This is a genomic window from Nonomuraea terrae, from assembly GCF_004348995.1.
Taxonomy (GTDB): Bacteria; Actinomycetota; Actinomycetes; order Streptosporangiales; family Streptosporangiaceae; genus Nonomuraea; species Nonomuraea terrae.
In genome coordinates this window covers 1-15386 of record NZ_SMKQ01000102.1, presented here as the reverse complement: position 1 = coordinate 15386, position 15386 = coordinate 1, and the positions used below count along the sequence as shown (strand labels likewise).

Genomic DNA, 15386 nt, shown 5'->3' with positions numbered 1-15386 from the left:
GGGCCTGCCTGGGTTGGCGAGTGATGTCACGTGCGGGTGGGCGAGGTGATCAAGGTCACCTTCTGCCGCGTACGACCTGGATGGTCTTCGAGGTCGTGATCGGCGCGAGCGAGCTGTCGTCGGTGTAGGGGCGCATCGACTCGTTCGTCACCGACACGGTCACCGTGCCGCGGTTCAGGGCGGTGAGCGTACGGGTCTGCGGGTCGAGGATGGCGGCCTTGCCCTTGCGGCGGGCCGACTCGACGGCGTCCTTCCCGCTGCCGATCGCCAGGTTGGACGAGCCGCTCCAGTCGACCGACATCGGGTACCGCAGCGGCACCACGCGCGTGCCCGCCGAGACGCCCTCCGGCTGGACGATGCTGCCCGAGAGCTGTGCCGTCTCGTTCACCTCCAGCGAGTCCGGGGTGTCGAGGGTGACGGACTGCGCGAAGGCGCGCACCTCGGCCTCGAGCCACTGCTCGTCCGCGTCCTGCCGCGGGTCGACGGACCAGTCGACCCATCCGGTGAAACCGCCCCGGTCCGGGGTGCCGTACGGGTCCTTGCCCGACGAGGGCAGCACCATGTACGGGACGCCTTCGACGCGGTGGACGTGGGCGATCTGGGCGTGGGATCCGAACATCGCGGCGCCCTTGCCCGTGGAGTCACGGAAGTCCGTGAGCATGTTCTCGATGAGCGCGACCTCGTCGCGGTCGCCGAGCTGGCTGGACTTCGCCTCGGCGGGGTCGTCCACCGGGTGGTGGGCGAACACCAGGACGTTGTGCACCGACCGGTCCTTCTTGGCGTCGGCGAGCGCCTCCTGCACCATCGGGAGCTGGTCCCACGCCGTCCCGCGCAGCGACCCGAGGGAGCTGGCGAGCAGGACGAACCGGGTGCCCTTGTGGTCGAACGTCCGGTACGGCCGGCCGAACTCGTTGACGAAGTTCGCCAGGTCGGACTGGGTGTTGTTGAGGCCGTAGGACTCGTGGTTGCCCGGCACGTAGTAGCAGGGGATCGAGCCGGCCTTCGGGTCCGGTGTGCTGTTCTCCGACGGCTCCTGGCCGACCGCGACGAGGTCGCACCCCGCGTCGGTGAGCACCTTGCGGGCGAGCGCGAGGTCCTGCGGCAGGCCACGGTCGGTGACGTCACCGTTGAGAACGATCAGGTCCGGCCTCGTCTGGCGGATCCGCTTGATGGCGGCCGTCGCGACCTGGGCCAGCGCCGGGTTGTCGGCGGTGAACTGCACGTCCGACAGCGTGGCGAACTGCCACGTGTCGTGGCCCTCGATCAGTGAGCCGTCGCCGGAGATCAGCGGGTCGGGCCGCAGGTCGGGCTGGGCGGGCAGCTCGATCGACGTCGGGATGTCGGCCTCGATGCGGTCCAGGACGAACGTGCCCGCCTTCTGCTGGGCGACGCTCGTGTTGATGCCCTGGAAGCCCGAGATCGAGATCGGGAACGCCGCGTTCGCCGGCAGCGTGAACGTCGCGTCCTGGTAGTCGTCACTCGCGGTCAGGGCGCTGCCGTAGACGCCGCCGCCCTTGCCGTTCGCGTCGTTGTAGGCCAGGTAGGTCAGGCCGTTCGGCACGCTGATGCTCGACCTGATCCGCACCCGCACGCGCAGCGGCTGGCCGGGCACCGGGATGCGCAGCGCCGCCGACGCCGCCGTGACGCCCACGTTGCGCATCGCGTTGAAGTCGATCCGCAGGCCGTCGGGGTCCACCGAGAACGTCGTGGCCGCGGTGCTGTTGTTGCGCCAGTGGGCGATCACGTCGTCGTCGAAGTCGTAGACCGTCGTGGTCTGGACGCCGACCGTGATCGGGAGCTGGACCGACGTGCCGCCGACCGAGACCGTGAGGATCGTGCCCCCGGCGGCGAGCGGGGTGATCTTCAGCTTGCCGTCCGCGGGCTGGATGTCGACGACGCCGTGGTCATGGTCGAGCGCGAGGTCTTGCGGGTCGATCGGGGCCGTGTAGCCCTGGCCGTCGCGGCCGGTCACGGAGACGGTGACCGCGTGCTCCGGCGTCGCGTCGGGGATCGACAGGCGCTGGGACGACAGCTCGACGCTGTTGACCGGGCCGAGGACGGTGACCTCCTGGCGCGCCTTCTCGTGACCCACCTGCGCGTCGACCCTGATCCGGCCGTGCGCCTCGGCCGAGGCCGCGAGCGTGCCGCCCTTGACGGAGGCTCCGTGAGCGGACCACCGTACGGACTTCGGGTCGACCTCCACCGGCGTCTCGTGGTCGTCGACGCCCTCCGCGACGAGCGCGCGGTGCAGCCCTGGGAAGACCTTCACGCCGCCGTCGGCCGACGCCGCACCCGGCGCGGGCTTGACGAGGAGCCGGTGCAGCCTGCCGTCGCCCTTCGCGACGAACACTCCCACGCCGTTCGGGTCGTTGCGCTCCTGGCCGTCGGACGGGACGTTGCGGACGGTCGCGTCCTTCTCGCCGAGCGCGCGGGCGACCATGGTGGTCGAACCGCCGCCGTCGAGGTTGACCGCGGTCTCCACGCCCATCGCGACGAGGTCGCGCGCCTCCTTGTCGATCCCGACGCCGCCCTTGCCGGTGCCGCCCGGGCCGTCCCAGGTGGCGAGGACGAGCGTGCGACCGCCGTCCTTGAAGCCGAGCGCGGTGCGCGGGGCGATCGCCGGGTCGAGGCCGCCGACGACCTGGCCGCCGGAGACGATGGTGCCTCCGTGGCCGAGCGCGAACTTCATCGTCCTGGCGATGTCGTCGGCGAGCTCGTAGCTGAGCGTCACCGGGTCGCCGGGCTGCAGCGCGCGGATCGCGAGCGCCGCGGCGCCGCGGCCGACGAGCACGAGGCCGTCGTCCGGGATCGTTCCAGAGCCCGCGGGGCCGGTCGGCGTGACGGACACGACCGCGCCGTTCTGGACCAGGACTTCGGCGATCTGGTCGTTGCTCACACCGGCCATGCCGCGGTTGCGGCTGTAGTCGCCCCACGCGGACGTGAACGCGATCAGGCCGTCCGCGGGGACACCGCCGCCGTTCGCGGCGTTGATCGACAGGACGGTGTGGTCCGCGCCCGCGAAGTTCGCGGTCGCGTTGACCGTGAGGTCCACGAGCTGGGCGATGCCGTCGTTGCCGACGCCGACGTGCTGGCGGCCGCCGATGTCGGCGGTCTTGATCAGCTGCCCGTTCTGGACCTCGCCACCGAGCGCCGCGTTGGAGTTGCCGATGTCGAAGAACTCGCCGTTGACGCCCGCGACGGCGCCGGCCTTGTTGGCGGCCACGCTGAGCGGCCCGCCGAACGCGACCGGTCCGGCGGTCAGCAGGTCCGTGCCGACCGCGCCGTTGGACAGGTCCACTGTTAAGAACTGCGCGTCGTACCAGCCCTTCTGGTCGAGCGCCTTGATGTGCCGCAGGTCGATCCCAGGACCGATCTTCTCGGCCGTGTCGATCAACGGAATCCCGCCGGTGACCGGCGCGGGCTGACTGGTGTCCGCGTACGCGGCGGCGGGTGAGACCGCCAGCGTGGTCGCCGCGGCGAGCGCCACCATCAGTGGCTTCATATGCCGATGGTTCGAGACCATCATTTTCATGGGAACCTCTGGTCAAAAGAAGACGCGGAGGCAATGCCCCCGCCTACGCCCCATTCGATCAAGGGCAGCACACGATTCAAGAGATCGTCCGCGAAGCGCTGATGACGCCACCGGGAGCACATGATGAACCCTGGCGGAAGAGGCGTCGCCGGAGCCGACCGCTCGCGGCCGGGCCGGAGGGGTCAGGTCCACCAGCCTGCGACGACCTCGACGTCTTCGCTTTCGAGGGCGTTGTGCCAAGCCGGGTCGCGTAGCAGGCGCGTCTCCCAGGTTCGTACGATGCCGTCCGGTCCTGTGACCGCGTCTTCGCGGGACGGGTGCAGGAACAGCTCGCTGGTGCCTTCGGGGAGGGAAGCGAGGCGGCGGAGGTAGTCGTCTCGGAGTTGCGCGTACCTGCCGAGCTCCTGTGCCGTGCGGCGGTTGGTCGCGATGGTCTGCGGGATGGGGACGCCCAGGGCGTCGGCGAGGGCGACGGCGCGTTCGTGTGCTGCCGCGAGGGGCGGCGGAAGGGGCCCGCCGACGTACGGCACCGGGTCACGGGGCAGGCGGAAGGCGAGGTCGTGGCGGGCGCACCACTCGAGTGTCCCGGCGAGCCATGATCTGCCGTGCAGGCCGTAGAGGGTGCCGGCATGGGAGTCGGCTGCCTCGGGGACGAGGCCGCGGTCGCGCATCCAGCGCAGCTGCGCGTCGGCCTCCTGCAGGACGTCGTGGAGCTCGCCGCGGGCTCCGAGAGTGAGCGGATCGTCGGTGAGTGTGCCGTCCGGATCGACGAGGCTCGTCGCGGCGTCGAGCGGGCGCCAGCGCGGGATTCCGCGTTCGCTGGTGAGCGTCACGTGCAGGCGTGGCACGACGCCGAGCTTCCCGACCTGATTCGCGGCTTGCTCCGCGATCGGCGAGACGCAGATGAGCGTCGTCGCGGTGACGTGTCCCTCGGCGAGCAGGGCGGCGATGACCTCCGTCGTGCCGGGTTCGCGGCCCAGATCGTCGGCTGTGATCACGAGGCGGCGGGTCATCGGGGAGGCTCCATCGGCTCGGCCGCCGCGGGCGGCGGCTCGACCGCCTCGGGCGGGGTCTCGGACGGGACGGAGATGAGGCGCGCGGCGAGGGCGCCGATCGTCGTCAGGACGAACGGGTACACGCATAAGTACACGCGGAACGCGAGCCCGGGGTCGGCGCCGGGGTCGGCGCCCGAGTTGTAGCCGAAGAACACGCCCAGGGATGTGAGCGCGAGTCCGGTCACGATCCCGTTGAGCCGGCCGAAGAAGCCGAACGCGGACAGGAAGAGCCCCTCGCGGTGCTGCCCGTTGCGCGCCGCGTCGGCGTCCAGCACACGGGCGACGATGAGGTCGTTCGTCGCGAGCATTCCCGACCACCCGGCCCCGACGAGCACCCCTGCGGCGATCGCGGTGACGAGGTCGGTGGCGAAGAACAGGGCCGCGAAGCTGGCCGCGAGCACCGCGAAGGCGAGCCGCCAGGTCCACAGGGCGCCGCGGCGGGCGATGACGCGCGTCCACACCACCAGGCCGCCCGCCGAGACGAGGATGACGATGCCCTGCAGGTAGAGCGCGTTGACGACCGGGAGGCCGAGCGAGTAGCGGACGTACAGCTGGATGCCCGAGAGTACGAGCGCCATGGCCGTCCCGTAGCAGGCGCCGGTGAGCCCGACCCTCCAGAACATCGGGTTGCGCACGATCGACCACACGCTGGGCAGCAGCCGCGGCCGCTCGCGCGTGGAGTAGCGGGGGCTCTCGCGCGCGCCGAGCGCCATGAACACGATCACGACGAGGGCGACCGTGCCATAGATGATCGCTGTGATCTGGAAGCCCTGGGTGGACTCCTCGGTGCCGAACACCTCCGTCGTGAGCAACGGGGTGACCGCGAGCGAGATCACGAGCGCCACGAGCTGGAAGCCCTGGCGCAGACCGTTGGCGACGGCGCGGTCGCGCTCCAGCGGATACAGCTCGGGGAGGAGCGCGCCGTAGTTCGCGTTGAGCATCGAGTCGAAAGCCTCGCACAGGATCGCGAACACCGCGAACCACAACAGGAGGCCGATGCCCTGCAGCGAGGCCGGCGCGGAGAAGAACGCGATCATGCAGGCTGCGAGCATCGGCGCGCCGGCGAGCAGCCATGGCCGGCGCCGGCCGAACCTGCTGCGGGTGCGGTCGGAGAGGTGCCCGAGCAGCGGATTGTCGACCGCGTCGATGATCGCGTAGACCACCATGACCACGCCGTAGGCGCGAACGTCGAGCCCGAGGATGTCGACGTAGAACAGGATCATCGATCCCTTGATCATGTTGATCGGGAGGGAAGTGCCGAACATCCCGATGGCGTAGCGCCACGCGGGAGTCCGTCCCGAGGCGGAGGGCGGAGCGGGCTGGGACACGCGACCACTTCCTAGGTGATGCCGACGCTGTGCTCTGCGTCACCTTCGCACCCGAAGGTCAACACTGGGTGAAGGCGGGGCGCCGGTCCAGGTGCCTGAAAAGTTATAGGGCGGAGTGCTTCCGGCTCACCTGTGGGAAGCTTGGGGCCACGTAGTCGTATGGCCCGGCCCAGGGCGTCGTCCGGGGGTCGAGGGAGGAGCGACGCGTGGCTCATCCGACGGTTCCGTGGAATCCCGAGCTGTCCGGGATCGACCCTGATCGTATGGACACGTTCGTCGCCGCCATGGACAGAGCCTGCGTGGACGTCGCCGAGCAGACCCAGGCGATAAGGGCAGAGCTGACGCGCGTGGGGATGGGCACGCTGACGTTGACCCCCTTCGTGGAGATCGAACGCTGGGTCCGCGGGCAGGTGCCGGCGCTACGGGCCCGCAACGCCGTCATCCGCAGGCGCCTGCCCGGCTGGACGCCGGGCGTCGTGACCTACGACGAGGCCACGATGCCGACGCCGGAGCAGTCCCGTCGCGAAGGCGCGGCCATGGGGGCGCTCTACCGGCAGTACGTCCAGGACGCCAAGCGTGGCATGAGCAGCCCGTGGCCGAACGACGCCAGCGAGCGCTTCCAGAAGCTGATCGAACGCGTGCTGACGCGCAAGGACGATCCCGACTTCGCCGCGGCCTTCTTCGGCGAGCTCGGGACGGCCGGGACCGTGGCCCTGCCCAAGGACATCCTCGACCTGTTCGGGCCGGCCGCGACAGGCGTCCCCGTCGGGCCCGAGGAGAAGAAGGTCCTTGGCGACTTCAGCCGCATGTTCGCGGCCGCCGGCGCCGCCGTTCCTCCCGATCCGCGCTTCCCCAAGGTGATGAGCGACATCGAGCGGGGCGGGGAAGGGATCGACGCCGAGTCGCTGTCCTGGCTCGTCAGCGAAGGTGCCTTCCCCACGCAATGGCTCACCACCGTGGCCCGCCGCCACCTGCGGCCCGCTCCCACGGGCCGGGTGGACGTCGCCCGGCGATTCCTCAGCGCGCTGTCCCGCAACCCCACGGCGGCACGGGCCACGGTGACGGATCTGGCGGGGCTGAGCACGCACGTGTCGCGCGACCCCGCCGCGAGCGACGCGTTCGGCCGCGTGCTGGCGGCGGCGTCCGGGGTGTACGACGAGAAGGACGGCGCGCACAGCGCGAAGGCCGCCGCATTCGCGTTCCAAGTGATCACGCAGGGGCCTGGCCTGCTGAAGAACGACGAGATGCGCAAGTATTTCGCCGAGATCGCCGGCGCGTACGCCACGGAGTTCGCCGCGACCCCGTCTCCGTTGGACTCCGACTCGCAACTGCCTAGCCGGTTCGGCGGCTTCGATGACAATCTCGTCGGAACGAACCCGATGTTCCGTCTGTCGCTGGCGGACGGCTATCGGTTCATGAAGACGTTCGCGGACAACGATGCCCACATGGAGCCGTTCGACAAGGGCATGGCGGCGCTCACTCAGCGGCTCTTCGAGGCGGGCGTGCGGACGGACCGTCACCTGCTGGCCTTCCCTCCCGCGGATCGGCGGCAGCAGGAGACGGCGGTCGAGCAGGTCTTCACCCGGCTGGGCGCGGTCGCGGGCACACAGTTCTCCGCGATGAAGGCCGTCCGCGGCACCGCTGACCTCAGTGACAAGGAGAACGCCGAACGCTTCGGACAGGTGCTGGACAAAGGGATGGACGCCGGAATGCTGTTCCTCCCCACCGCAGGAGGACTACCCGCGGCGGCGGCCTGGATGTTCCTGAGCTGGGGGCTCAAGGACGGCCTCGGAGCGGCGATGGAGCCGGACCTCCGGCTGCCGGACGTCAAGAAGAAGGAACTGGCGCACACACGCGCGGTCCTCTATGAACTCGCCACCGGGCTCGTCGCACAGGGCTACACCTCGAAGGATCCTCCGGTCGGGTTCAAACCTCCGACCGACCCGCTCATCGTGGAGGAGCACGGGCGGCTGCGGCCCTACTCGGAGATCAGCGCGGACCCACGGGCGAACAAGGCCTTCCTGGACTGGTTGAAGGAGAACGGGAGTGTCGATGACGCGGCCGACCGCCGAATGCTGGGAAAGGTGGCCGGCGCGGCGTCCAGGAAGTTCGCCGGAGAGGGGGCCAACGCGGAGAATCACCTGTCCACGGTTGACCCCGAGCTGAAGAGGGTCCTCGACGGAGGAGACTGAAGGATGATCGTGCCCCGGCTATTCGCGCAGGATGCAGTCCGTTTCACCCACCGCCACGGCCTCGTGCTGGCTGAGAGTCTCCATGGTGATGCTGGTGCGGGACGACGCGAGCTTGAGCGTCGTCCTGGGCGAACCGAACCTGTAGGCCTCGTGCACCTTATAGCCCCAGGTCGTACCGAGCGTGCCCGCCATCTCGGCAAGAAGGTTGCTGTCGAGTCTGGAGAACGTGGATTTCACGGCGTAGGTGCGCTTGACCCCGTCCGTTCCGCAGGGCACGTCCTTGCCGCCGGGATCGGTGACCACGGTCTCGTCCGCGTCCACCATCTCCATCAGCGCCGTGATGTGCCGCTCCAAGGTCTGACCGGCCTGTTCCACGGTCGGGCCAGGATCGGGACTCGAGCAGCCGGCCAGGGCGGCGATGAGCGTCACGGCAGTCGCACAACGCCACACCGGTGCCATCGAGATCGTCTCCGTTCCGAACGTCGGCCCCGCCGCTCCCATACTCCATCACCTGGCCTTCGCCGTACCCGTAATGCCGAGATGGGTTGGCGACGATGACCGAGATGCCGGTGGACAATCCTCGTCATGAGGCCCTGCAGCAAGCGCTGGCCAACGTCGAGCGGCACGTCGCCCGACTCCGGGCGGCGCTGGACGAGCCGTTCGACCTCTTCTCCGGCGACGCCGTGTGGATCGGGCCCGTCGCCAGGAAGTTCGGCGAGGATCTGGGGCATTACCGGCAGCGGCTCAAGCAGCAGGCCGAGACGGTGATGGCGGAGCTGGAGGCGGAGATCAGGCGGACGCCGCCGAAGGTGTCTCCGGCCGTCGCCCGGCAGGAGGCCGCCCGTCTGACCGGAGAACCTCGGACGTTCCCCACCTTCTAGCGAGTGACTCACGACCGGGCCGAGGCCGGTCTACAGGTCCGCCGGGGAGGGGATGGCGATGAGGCTCAGCGTGGCGATCTCGCGTCTCCGCCGGCCGCAACACCGAGGTCGGCATGTCGGGCATGGTGCCCGGAGCCTCCTGTCGGGGGCCGGTGTCCATGGCGCCCGCCCCGCTCCTGTGATCTGACCGGCCTCGGCCGGCGCGCCGCTTGGGCTTGTACAGGAGATCCTCGTACACCTCCTGAGGAGTGTCGGCGCCTCCGAACGCGTCCGGGAAGGAGAGAGCGGCCACCGCGAACGGGTCTCAGGTGTGAACGCGGCGACCGGTGGTAGCCCCATCGTCGGGAACGACGACATGGGAGGAAGGCATGGCCGAGGAGCTCCTGACCGACGACGAGATCGACACCGCGCTGGCGGCACTCCAGGGCTGGCGCCGTGACGGCGACGCCTTGAGCAAGGATGTCCCGGTGACGCCGGACAGCCATGGGTGGCTGAGCGAGGCGGTGATGAACGAGGCCGACGTGCTCGACCATCATCCCGACATCGAGAGCACGGACAGCGGCATCCGGTTCCGGCTGTCCACTCACAGCGCGGGTGGGGTGACCGCGCGGGACGTCGAGCTGGCCGCCCGGATCGACCAGGTGTTGGAGGGCGGAGCACGGGACCGGGCCACGCCCTCGTGACCAACACCGGTCCACAAATGTCGAATCACGAGAAATGCGCAGCGAAGAACCGCATGCTGGACGGGTGCCCGCGATCACGCTGAAGTTGTCCGTACGCGACCTGACCCGTGACGACCTGGCGTTGTGCGGCTGGGCAGGGCCGCCCACGCACCTGACCCATGTGGCGAGCGCGTTGGGTCGCCGCCGCACCGGCGGGGTCGACTACCTGGCCGTGTGCCCGCCGTCCGGCCATCCCGTCGCCCTCGGCGGGGTCGACTACGCGGTCGTGGCCGACGCGGGCACGCTGTGGCAGTTGACCGTGCACCCGGCGCTGCGGTCCTGCGGGATCGGCTCCATGCTGATCCACGCCCTCGAGCGACGCATCGTCGCGCGGGGGCTGCGACGTGCCGAGTTGTCCGTGGAGGAGGACAACCCGCGGGCACGGAAGCTGTACGAACGGCTGGAGTACGTGCCCTGCGGGCAGCGGGTCGAGGCCTGGGACACCGAGGGGCCCGGCGGTTCGCCGGTCTGGTATGAGACGGTCTGCACCGTGATGCGCAAGGACCTGTAGGGGGCCCTCAGAGGTCGAATGCGGCGGCGAGGAGTTCGTGGGAGCGCCGGCGGGTGGCCGGGTCGGGCAGCATGTTCTGGATCATGATCTCGTCGGCGCCGCTCTCCGCGGCCATCTGCTCCAGGGTGGCGCGGACCTGGGCGGGGTCGCCGGCGACGAACCTCGGCCACCGGTCCCCGACGATGGCGGTCGGCTCGTCGCGTTCGGAGTCCGTCAGCTCGCGGGCCGCCTCGTCGGCCGTCGGGACGAGCGTCTGGACGTCCCCCCGGTACAGGCGGGCGTAGTACGCCTTCGGCGAGCCGGCCAGGCGCGCGGCCTCGGCGGCGGTCTCGCCCACCGTGACGTTGACGGCGAGGATCGCCCGCGGCTCGCTCAGGCCGAACCCCTGCGTACGGAACTGCTTGCGGTAGTGGCGCAGGGCGGGCGCCGCACCCTGGGGGTTGATGAACCCGGCGAAGCAGTAGCCGATGCCGAGCCCGGCCGCGAGGTTGGAGCCGTTCGGGCTGGAGCCCAGCAGCCACGTCTGCGGGATCTCCGGCACCGAGGCCATCAGCTTCACCGTCGCGAACGGGTGGTCGCCGGGGAACGCGTCGTACAGCCAGGCCACGGTCTCGGCGACCTGCTGGGCGTGGTCGGCCTGGGCGGGGTGTTCGCGGTCGCGCTGCAGGGCGAGGTCGATGACGGGGCCGGCCGTGGCGCGTCCCATGCCGAGGTCGACGCGGCCCGGGAACATGGCTTCGAGCTGCTTGAACATCTCGGCGACCTTGAACGGGCTGTAGTGGTTCATCAGCACCGCGCCCGACCCCACCCGGATGCGCGAGGTCTGCGCGCCCGCGGCGGCGATCAGCAGCTCGGGGTGGTGGGAGGCGCCCATGGCGTTCGCGTGGTGCTCGGCGAACCAGATCCGGTGGTATCCGAGGCGTTCGGCGTGCTGGGCGAACCGTACCGACTCGGCCAGCGCCTGCTTCTCGTCGCTCCCCGGCTCGACCGTGCCGAGATCCACCACGGACAACCTCATGCGATCACCTCTCCGACGCGCCGACGGCTCACACCGTACCGGTGCTCGGCGGCCGGGTGGCGCGGACGTAGTAGAGCAGCGGCAGCTCCCCTTCGGACTCCACGGTGAAGCCGGCGCCGGGGATCAGGGCGCCGATCAGGTCGCGGGGGTCGTGGCGCATGGCGGGGCCGGCGAGCGCGCCGACGACGCGCCGGGCCGCCCGGACGGTCGGCGGGCGGAACTCGGCGATCAGCAGCCGCCCGCCCGGCCGCAGCACGCGGAACATCTGCCGCAGCGCCTCCGGCCGGGCCTCGGCCGGCATGTGGTGGACGGCGAGGCTGGAGATCACCAGGTCGAACGAGCCGTCGGGGAACGGCGGACTCTGGCCCTCGCCCTGCACGTAGGCGCAGTTGGCCGGGGCGCGGCGGGCGGCGTACTCGATCATGGCAGGGCTGGGGTCGAGGCCGGTGACGTGGCCGCGGGGGCCGACCACCGGGGACAGGATCCGGCTCAGGTAGCCGGTGCCGCAGCCGACGTCCAGCACCCGGTCGCCGGGCCGCGGGCGGGCCGCGGCGGCCAGGCGGGTGAAGACGGCGCGACGGCCGCCGAGGAACCCGATCGAGGCGGAGATCTCGTACGCGCGCGGCCGGTCGATGGTGCCGCCGGCGTCGGGGTGCTCGTCGTGGTGGTGCAGCAGCTTGCCCAGGCTCATGGTGTCCTCCAGAACATTCTGTTCGTTATCGAATGATGCGTTCATAATGAGGGCGGGTCAACGAGCAGATCGGCCGTGCTGTGCGGTACCGAACAGGGAGCGGGAAAGTGTCCGGAGACCGGCGGGTGCGGCGTACGCGGCGGCTGATCCAGGAGGCGCTGGTGGCGCTGATCCTGGAGAAGGGCTACGAGGCGGTGACCGTCACCGACGTCATCGAGCGCGCCGACGTGGGCCGCTCCACGTTCTACTCCCACTTCACCGACAAGCACGACGTGCTGCTCAGCAACCTGGACGACCACGACTTCCTGCGGCCCGCGCCGGACAGCGGGGGCGGGCTGTTCGCGTTCAGCCTGCCGATGTTCGAGCACGCGCGCGAGCGGGGGCGGCTCGTGCGGGCCCTGCTGGGGCGGCGCGGCGGCGGGCCGCTGCTCGCGCACGGGGAGCGGCTGCTTGCCGAGATCGTCAGGAGGGAGCTGCTCGCCGCGGGCGCGCGGCCGTCGGGCGCGCTCGACCTGCTGGTGGTGTGCGTGGTGGGCGCGTACATGGGGCTGTTGCGGGCGTGGGTGGACGGCGAGACCGCCGCCTCCCCCGCCGAGCTGGACGCCACCTTCCGCACGGCCGTCGAACCCGGCGTACGGGCGCTGATCGATGGTGACGTACCGTATCCACATGGACGTGATGAGTGACGCCGAATGGCGTGAGTTCGTGACGACGGGGACGCGCACCGGGAAGCTCGCGGTGACCCGGGCCGGGGGCCAGCCGCACGTCACGCCGGTCTGGTTCCTGCTCGACGAGGACGACGTGGTGTTCACCACCTCGGAGACCAGCCTCAAGGGCAAGGCCCTGCTCCGTGACCCGCGGACCGCGTTGTGCGTGGACGACCAGCAGCCGCCCTACTCGTACGTGCTCATCAGGGGCAACGCGACGCTCTCCCTCGACCTGGAGGAGCTGATGGTGTGGGCGACCGAGATCGGCAGGCGTTACATGGGCGACGAGCGCGCCGAGGAGTTCGGCGCGCGCAACGCCGGCCCCGGGGAGTGCCTGGTTCGGCTGCGCATCGAGGACGTGGTGGCCCACCGGGCCGTGGCCGGGTGAGACCGTCAGACGGGGGCGACGGCGAGGGCCTCGATCTCGATGAGCAGGTCGTCGCGGACCAGGCGGGACACCTCGACCAGGGTGCTGGCGGGGGCGATGCCGGCGGGCAGCGTCTGGTCGCGGACCTCGCGGACGACGGCGACCTGGGAGGCGTCGCGCAGGTAGTAGCCGAGTTTGACCACGTGTTCCCAGCCGGCGCCCGCGGCTGACAGGGCGGCGTGCAGATTGGCGAACACCTGCCGGGTCTGGGCCCGCAGGTCGCCGGCGCCGACCAGTTCGCCGGCGGCGTCGAGGGCGATCTGCCCGCTGACGACGACCAGGCGGCCGGGGACGTCGACGGAGATGACGTGGCTGTAGCCGGGGCCGGGCGCGAGGCCGGGCGGGGTGATCTGGCGCGGTGATCTGCGGGGGTCACTCATGATGATCCAGGCTAGCCCCGTCGCGCGTCGGCGCGTTCGGCGACCACCGCGACGGGGCAGGTGGCGCGCCGCAGCAGGGACGCCGCGCCGGAGCGGCCGACGACCATGAGGGTCGCGCCTTCGCGCGGGTCGGCCGTACGGACGGGCACGCCCTGGTGGCGGACGGCCGGGCCCGCGGCGGTGACCGGCAGCCGGCGCAGGGCGGCCTCGGCGAAGGCGAACTCCAGGACGGACGCGTCGGGCTCGCTGTCGGCCACGACGATCGGCCGGATGCTCCCGGCGGCGGGCAGCGGCCCGCGTACGACGATCACGGGGCACTCGGCGTGGACGGCGACGTGCCCCGCGACCGAGCCGACGACCGCGCCGGGCAGCGCGCCCAGGCCGCGGGAGCCGACGACGACGAGCGCGGCGTCGCCGGACAGCTCGACCAGGCGGTGGGCGGCGGAGCCCTCGTACAGGTCGGTGCCGACGGGGACGTCGAGGCTGGTGGAACGGGCGCAGTCGGCGCCGTGCCACAGGACGTGCTCGGCCGCCTTGCGCAGCTGGGCCCTGGCCTCCGGCTCGGCCGCGCCGTACGGCCACTGCCAGGCGTGCGCGACGACGAGGGGCAGTTTCCTGAGCTCGGCCTCGTCGAGCGCCCACTCCAGGGCCTGCACGGCGAAGTCGGAGCCGTCGTAGCCGAGCACGATGCGGGTCATCTGTGCGGGTCGTCCGCGCGGTTCGGATCGGGTCGCGCGGCGCTCACCACGGCGACCGCGCAGCGGGCCCGGCGCACGACGCTGTGGCTGACCGAGCCGAGCACCGCCGAGGCGAATCCGCCCCGGCCGCGCGAGCCCACCACCACGAGGTCGGCCGTCCTGGATGCCTCCACCAGGGCCGAGACCGCGCTTCCCGGCACGATCGTCTCCACCATCTCGACATGGGGGCTCTTCTCCCGCCAGTGCGCCAAGCGTCCGCCGAGCTCGTTCGTCTCGCCCATCGGCACGGGGCCGTAGCCGACGGGATGCGGAGCGAGAGCGGGGTATCGGCTGCCGTGCAGCACGCGGATCCGGGCCGCGCGGAACCTCGCCTGTTCCAGCGCGAAGGCCATCGCGGCGTCGGCGTCCGGGGAGCCGTCGTAGCCGATCACGATCTCGCCGCGCTGCTCCATGGTGAACGTCCGGACGACGACCAGCGGGCTGGCGGTGTGGCCGGCGAGCTCGGCGGTGACCGAGCCGATGGCGAACGTGGGCAATCTGCCGTGCCCTTTGCCGCCCACCACCAGGGTGACGGCGGTCTCGGCCTCGGTCTTGAGCCGCTGGACCACCGCGCCGGTGGCCAGGGCGGTGGAGACCTGCGCCGCGGGTGCGAACGCGCGCGCCTGCTCCGCCGACTCGGCGAGCAGCAGCATGTGCCACTCGGCCATCGTCTCCCTGACATTGGAGGCGGTGGGCTCGGTCTCGCGCCTCCAGGGCTCGCGCACGTGCACGATGCGCAGCGGCAGTCCGGTGCGTACGGCGTCGTCGGCGGCCCAGGCGAGCGCGGCCTTCGCCGCCTGTGAGCCGTCGACCCCCACGACGATTGCTTTGTCCATCATCGACCTTCCTCGCCCCGGATGACCTGCCCGTTCAGCCGGAGCCCGAACCTGTGACGATGCGCCCGCTCTCCGCCGGGGGCGTGGAGCGGGCGCGTGGGTCACTTCAGGAACGGGTTGCGCCGCACGATCGCGAGCCTGCCCAGCCCGAGCGTGGCGCCCGCGTCGGCCAGGGCCAGGCCGACGATCACAACCGCGTAGACGAGGTGGTCGTCCATGAACGGGTTGCTGTCCAGCGGCAACTGGGCCGCCCACATCAGCACCATCATCGCCGGACCCGCCACGGCGGCGATCCGCAGGCCGACGCCCAGCATCAGCGCCAGACCGACGCCCAGCAGGCCCGCCATGAACAACCAGTCCACCCACACC

At 71.1% G+C, this 15386-nt stretch carries 15 protein-coding genes and 1 pseudogene; 6 read left to right on the top strand and 10 right to left on the bottom strand.

The features are described 5' to 3' along the window. Positions 1–55: 55 nt before the first annotated feature. From E1286_RS27450 to E1286_RS27440, 3 genes are all read right to left on the bottom strand, one after another. A complete protein-coding gene (locus E1286_RS27450; RefSeq protein WP_165969939.1) occupies positions 56–3502 on the bottom strand; it encodes a phosphodiester glycosidase family protein in 3447 nt (1148 codons plus the stop codon). A 212-nt stretch (positions 3503–3714) separates the two neighbouring features. Next, the gene (locus tag E1286_RS27445) at positions 3715–4545 is read right to left on the bottom strand and encodes a carbohydrate deacetylase (RefSeq protein ID WP_165969938.1); all 831 of its coding nucleotides are present in this window, start codon (positions 4543–4545) and stop codon (positions 3715–3717) included. Continuing rightward, entirely contained in the window at positions 4542–5852 is a 1311-nt protein-coding gene (locus E1286_RS27440; protein WP_246075211.1) for an MFS transporter, read from the bottom strand. Before E1286_RS27440 ends, E1286_RS27445 begins: the two co-directional genes overlap by 4 nt. A 326-nt stretch (positions 5853–6178) precedes the next feature. Between E1286_RS27440 and E1286_RS27435 the strand changes: the two genes are divergently transcribed. Continuing rightward, a complete protein-coding gene (locus E1286_RS27435; RefSeq protein ID WP_132616908.1) occupies positions 6179–8107 on the top strand; it encodes a hypothetical protein in 1929 nt (642 codons plus the stop codon). 18 nt (positions 8108–8125) lie between these two features. On the opposite strand, the gene E1286_RS27430 is transcribed toward E1286_RS27435, so the two are convergent. After that, entirely contained in the window at positions 8126–8536 is a 411-nt protein-coding gene (locus E1286_RS27430) for a hypothetical protein (RefSeq protein ID WP_132616906.1), read from the bottom strand. 125 nt (positions 8537–8661) lie between these two features. Here E1286_RS27430 and E1286_RS27425 point away from each other — a divergent pair, with 125 nt between their 5' ends. The 3 genes from E1286_RS27425 (at position 8662) to E1286_RS27415 (ending at position 10221) form a co-directional block, all read left to right on the top strand. Then, positions 8662–8988 carry a hypothetical protein gene (locus tag E1286_RS27425; protein WP_132616904.1) on the top strand — a complete coding sequence of 109 codons (327 nt, stop codon included), beginning with the start codon at positions 8662–8664 and terminating at the stop codon, positions 8986–8988. Between the two features lie 368 nt (positions 8989–9356). After that, positions 9357–9671, top strand: a complete 315-nt coding sequence (locus E1286_RS27420; protein ID WP_132616902.1) for a 4a-hydroxytetrahydrobiopterin dehydratase — start codon at positions 9357–9359, stop codon at positions 9669–9671. 34 nt (positions 9672–9705) lie between these two features. Continuing rightward, a complete protein-coding gene (locus E1286_RS27415; protein ID WP_187368231.1) occupies positions 9706–10221 on the top strand; it encodes a GNAT family N-acetyltransferase in 516 nt (171 codons plus the stop codon). 7 nt (positions 10222–10228) lie between these two features. Here E1286_RS27415 and E1286_RS27410 read toward each other — a convergent pair whose 3' ends face one another. Next, positions 10229–11239, bottom strand: coding sequence for an LLM class flavin-dependent oxidoreductase (locus E1286_RS27410; RefSeq protein WP_132616898.1), 1011 nt, complete (start codon positions 11237–11239; stop codon positions 10229–10231). 28 nt (positions 11240–11267) lie between these two features. After that, positions 11268–11930, bottom strand: a complete 663-nt coding sequence (locus tag E1286_RS27405; RefSeq protein WP_132616896.1) for a class I SAM-dependent methyltransferase — start codon at positions 11928–11930, stop codon at positions 11268–11270. 107 nt (positions 11931–12037) lie between these two features. Between E1286_RS27405 and E1286_RS27400 the strand changes: the two genes are divergently transcribed. Then, positions 12038–12616: a TetR/AcrR family transcriptional regulator gene (locus E1286_RS27400; RefSeq protein WP_132616894.1), complete on the top strand. Its 579-nt coding sequence runs from the start codon at positions 12038–12040 to the stop codon at positions 12614–12616. Then, positions 12600–13025 carry a PPOX class F420-dependent oxidoreductase gene (locus E1286_RS27395; RefSeq protein ID WP_132616892.1) on the top strand — a complete coding sequence of 142 codons (426 nt, stop codon included), beginning with the start codon at positions 12600–12602 and terminating at the stop codon, positions 13023–13025. The genes E1286_RS27400 and E1286_RS27395 overlap by 17 nt, the downstream gene beginning before the upstream one ends. 5 nt (positions 13026–13030) lie before the next feature. Here the strand turns inward: E1286_RS27395 and E1286_RS27390 are convergent, their stop codons facing one another. The 4 genes and pseudogenes from E1286_RS27390 to E1286_RS27375 form a co-directional block, all read right to left on the bottom strand. Further along, positions 13031–13444, bottom strand: a complete 414-nt coding sequence (locus E1286_RS27390) for a RidA family protein (RefSeq protein ID WP_132616890.1) — start codon at positions 13442–13444, stop codon at positions 13031–13033. An 11-nt stretch (positions 13445–13455) separates the two neighbouring features. After that, positions 13456–14142: a universal stress protein gene (locus E1286_RS27385; RefSeq protein WP_132616888.1), complete on the bottom strand. Its 687-nt coding sequence runs from the start codon at positions 14140–14142 to the stop codon at positions 13456–13458. Continuing rightward, entirely contained in the window at positions 14139–15020 is an 882-nt protein-coding gene (locus E1286_RS27380) for a universal stress protein (protein ID WP_132616886.1), read from the bottom strand. Before E1286_RS27380 ends, E1286_RS27385 begins: the two co-directional genes overlap by 4 nt. A 98-nt stretch (positions 15021–15118) precedes the next feature. Continuing rightward, positions 15119–15386: pseudogene (locus tag E1286_RS27375) on the bottom strand (hypothetical protein); the annotation flags it as partial.

Excerpts from the sequence above, each read along its gene's own strand:
- E1286_RS27450 (WP_165969939.1), bottom strand. The coding sequence starts at position 3,502 with ATGAAGCCACTGATGGTGGCGCTCGCCGCGGCGACCACGCTGGCGGTC.
- E1286_RS27445 (WP_165969938.1), bottom strand. The coding sequence starts at position 4,545 with ATGACCCGCCGCCTCGTGATCACAGCCGACGATCTGGGCCGCGAACCC.
- E1286_RS27440 (WP_246075211.1), bottom strand. The coding sequence starts at position 5,852 with ATGTTCGGCACTTCCCTCCCGATCAACATGATCAAGGGATCGATGATC.
- E1286_RS27435 (WP_132616908.1), top strand. The coding sequence starts at position 6,179 with ATGGACACGTTCGTCGCCGCCATGGACAGAGCCTGCGTGGACGTCGCC.
- E1286_RS27425 (WP_132616904.1), top strand. The coding sequence starts at position 8,662 with ATGACCGAGATGCCGGTGGACAATCCTCGTCATGAGGCCCTGCAGCAA.
- E1286_RS27420 (WP_132616902.1), top strand. The coding sequence starts at position 9,357 with ATGGCCGAGGAGCTCCTGACCGACGACGAGATCGACACCGCGCTGGCG.
- E1286_RS27415 (WP_187368231.1), top strand. The coding sequence starts at position 9,706 with ATGCGCAGCGAAGAACCGCATGCTGGACGGGTGCCCGCGATCACGCTG.
- E1286_RS27410 (WP_132616898.1), bottom strand. The coding sequence starts at position 11,239 with ATGAGGTTGTCCGTGGTGGATCTCGGCACGGTCGAGCCGGGGAGCGAC.
- E1286_RS27405 (WP_132616896.1), bottom strand. The coding sequence starts at position 11,930 with ATGAGCCTGGGCAAGCTGCTGCACCACCACGACGAGCACCCCGACGCC.
- E1286_RS27395 (WP_132616892.1), top strand. The coding sequence starts at position 12,600 with ATGGACGTGATGAGTGACGCCGAATGGCGTGAGTTCGTGACGACGGGG.
- E1286_RS27390 (WP_132616890.1), bottom strand. The coding sequence starts at position 13,444 with ATGAGTGACCCCCGCAGATCACCGCGCCAGATCACCCCGCCCGGCCTC.
- E1286_RS27385 (WP_132616888.1), bottom strand. The coding sequence starts at position 14,142 with ATGACCCGCATCGTGCTCGGCTACGACGGCTCCGACTTCGCCGTGCAG.
- E1286_RS27380 (WP_132616886.1), bottom strand. The coding sequence starts at position 15,020 with ATGATGGACAAAGCAATCGTCGTGGGGGTCGACGGCTCACAGGCGGCG.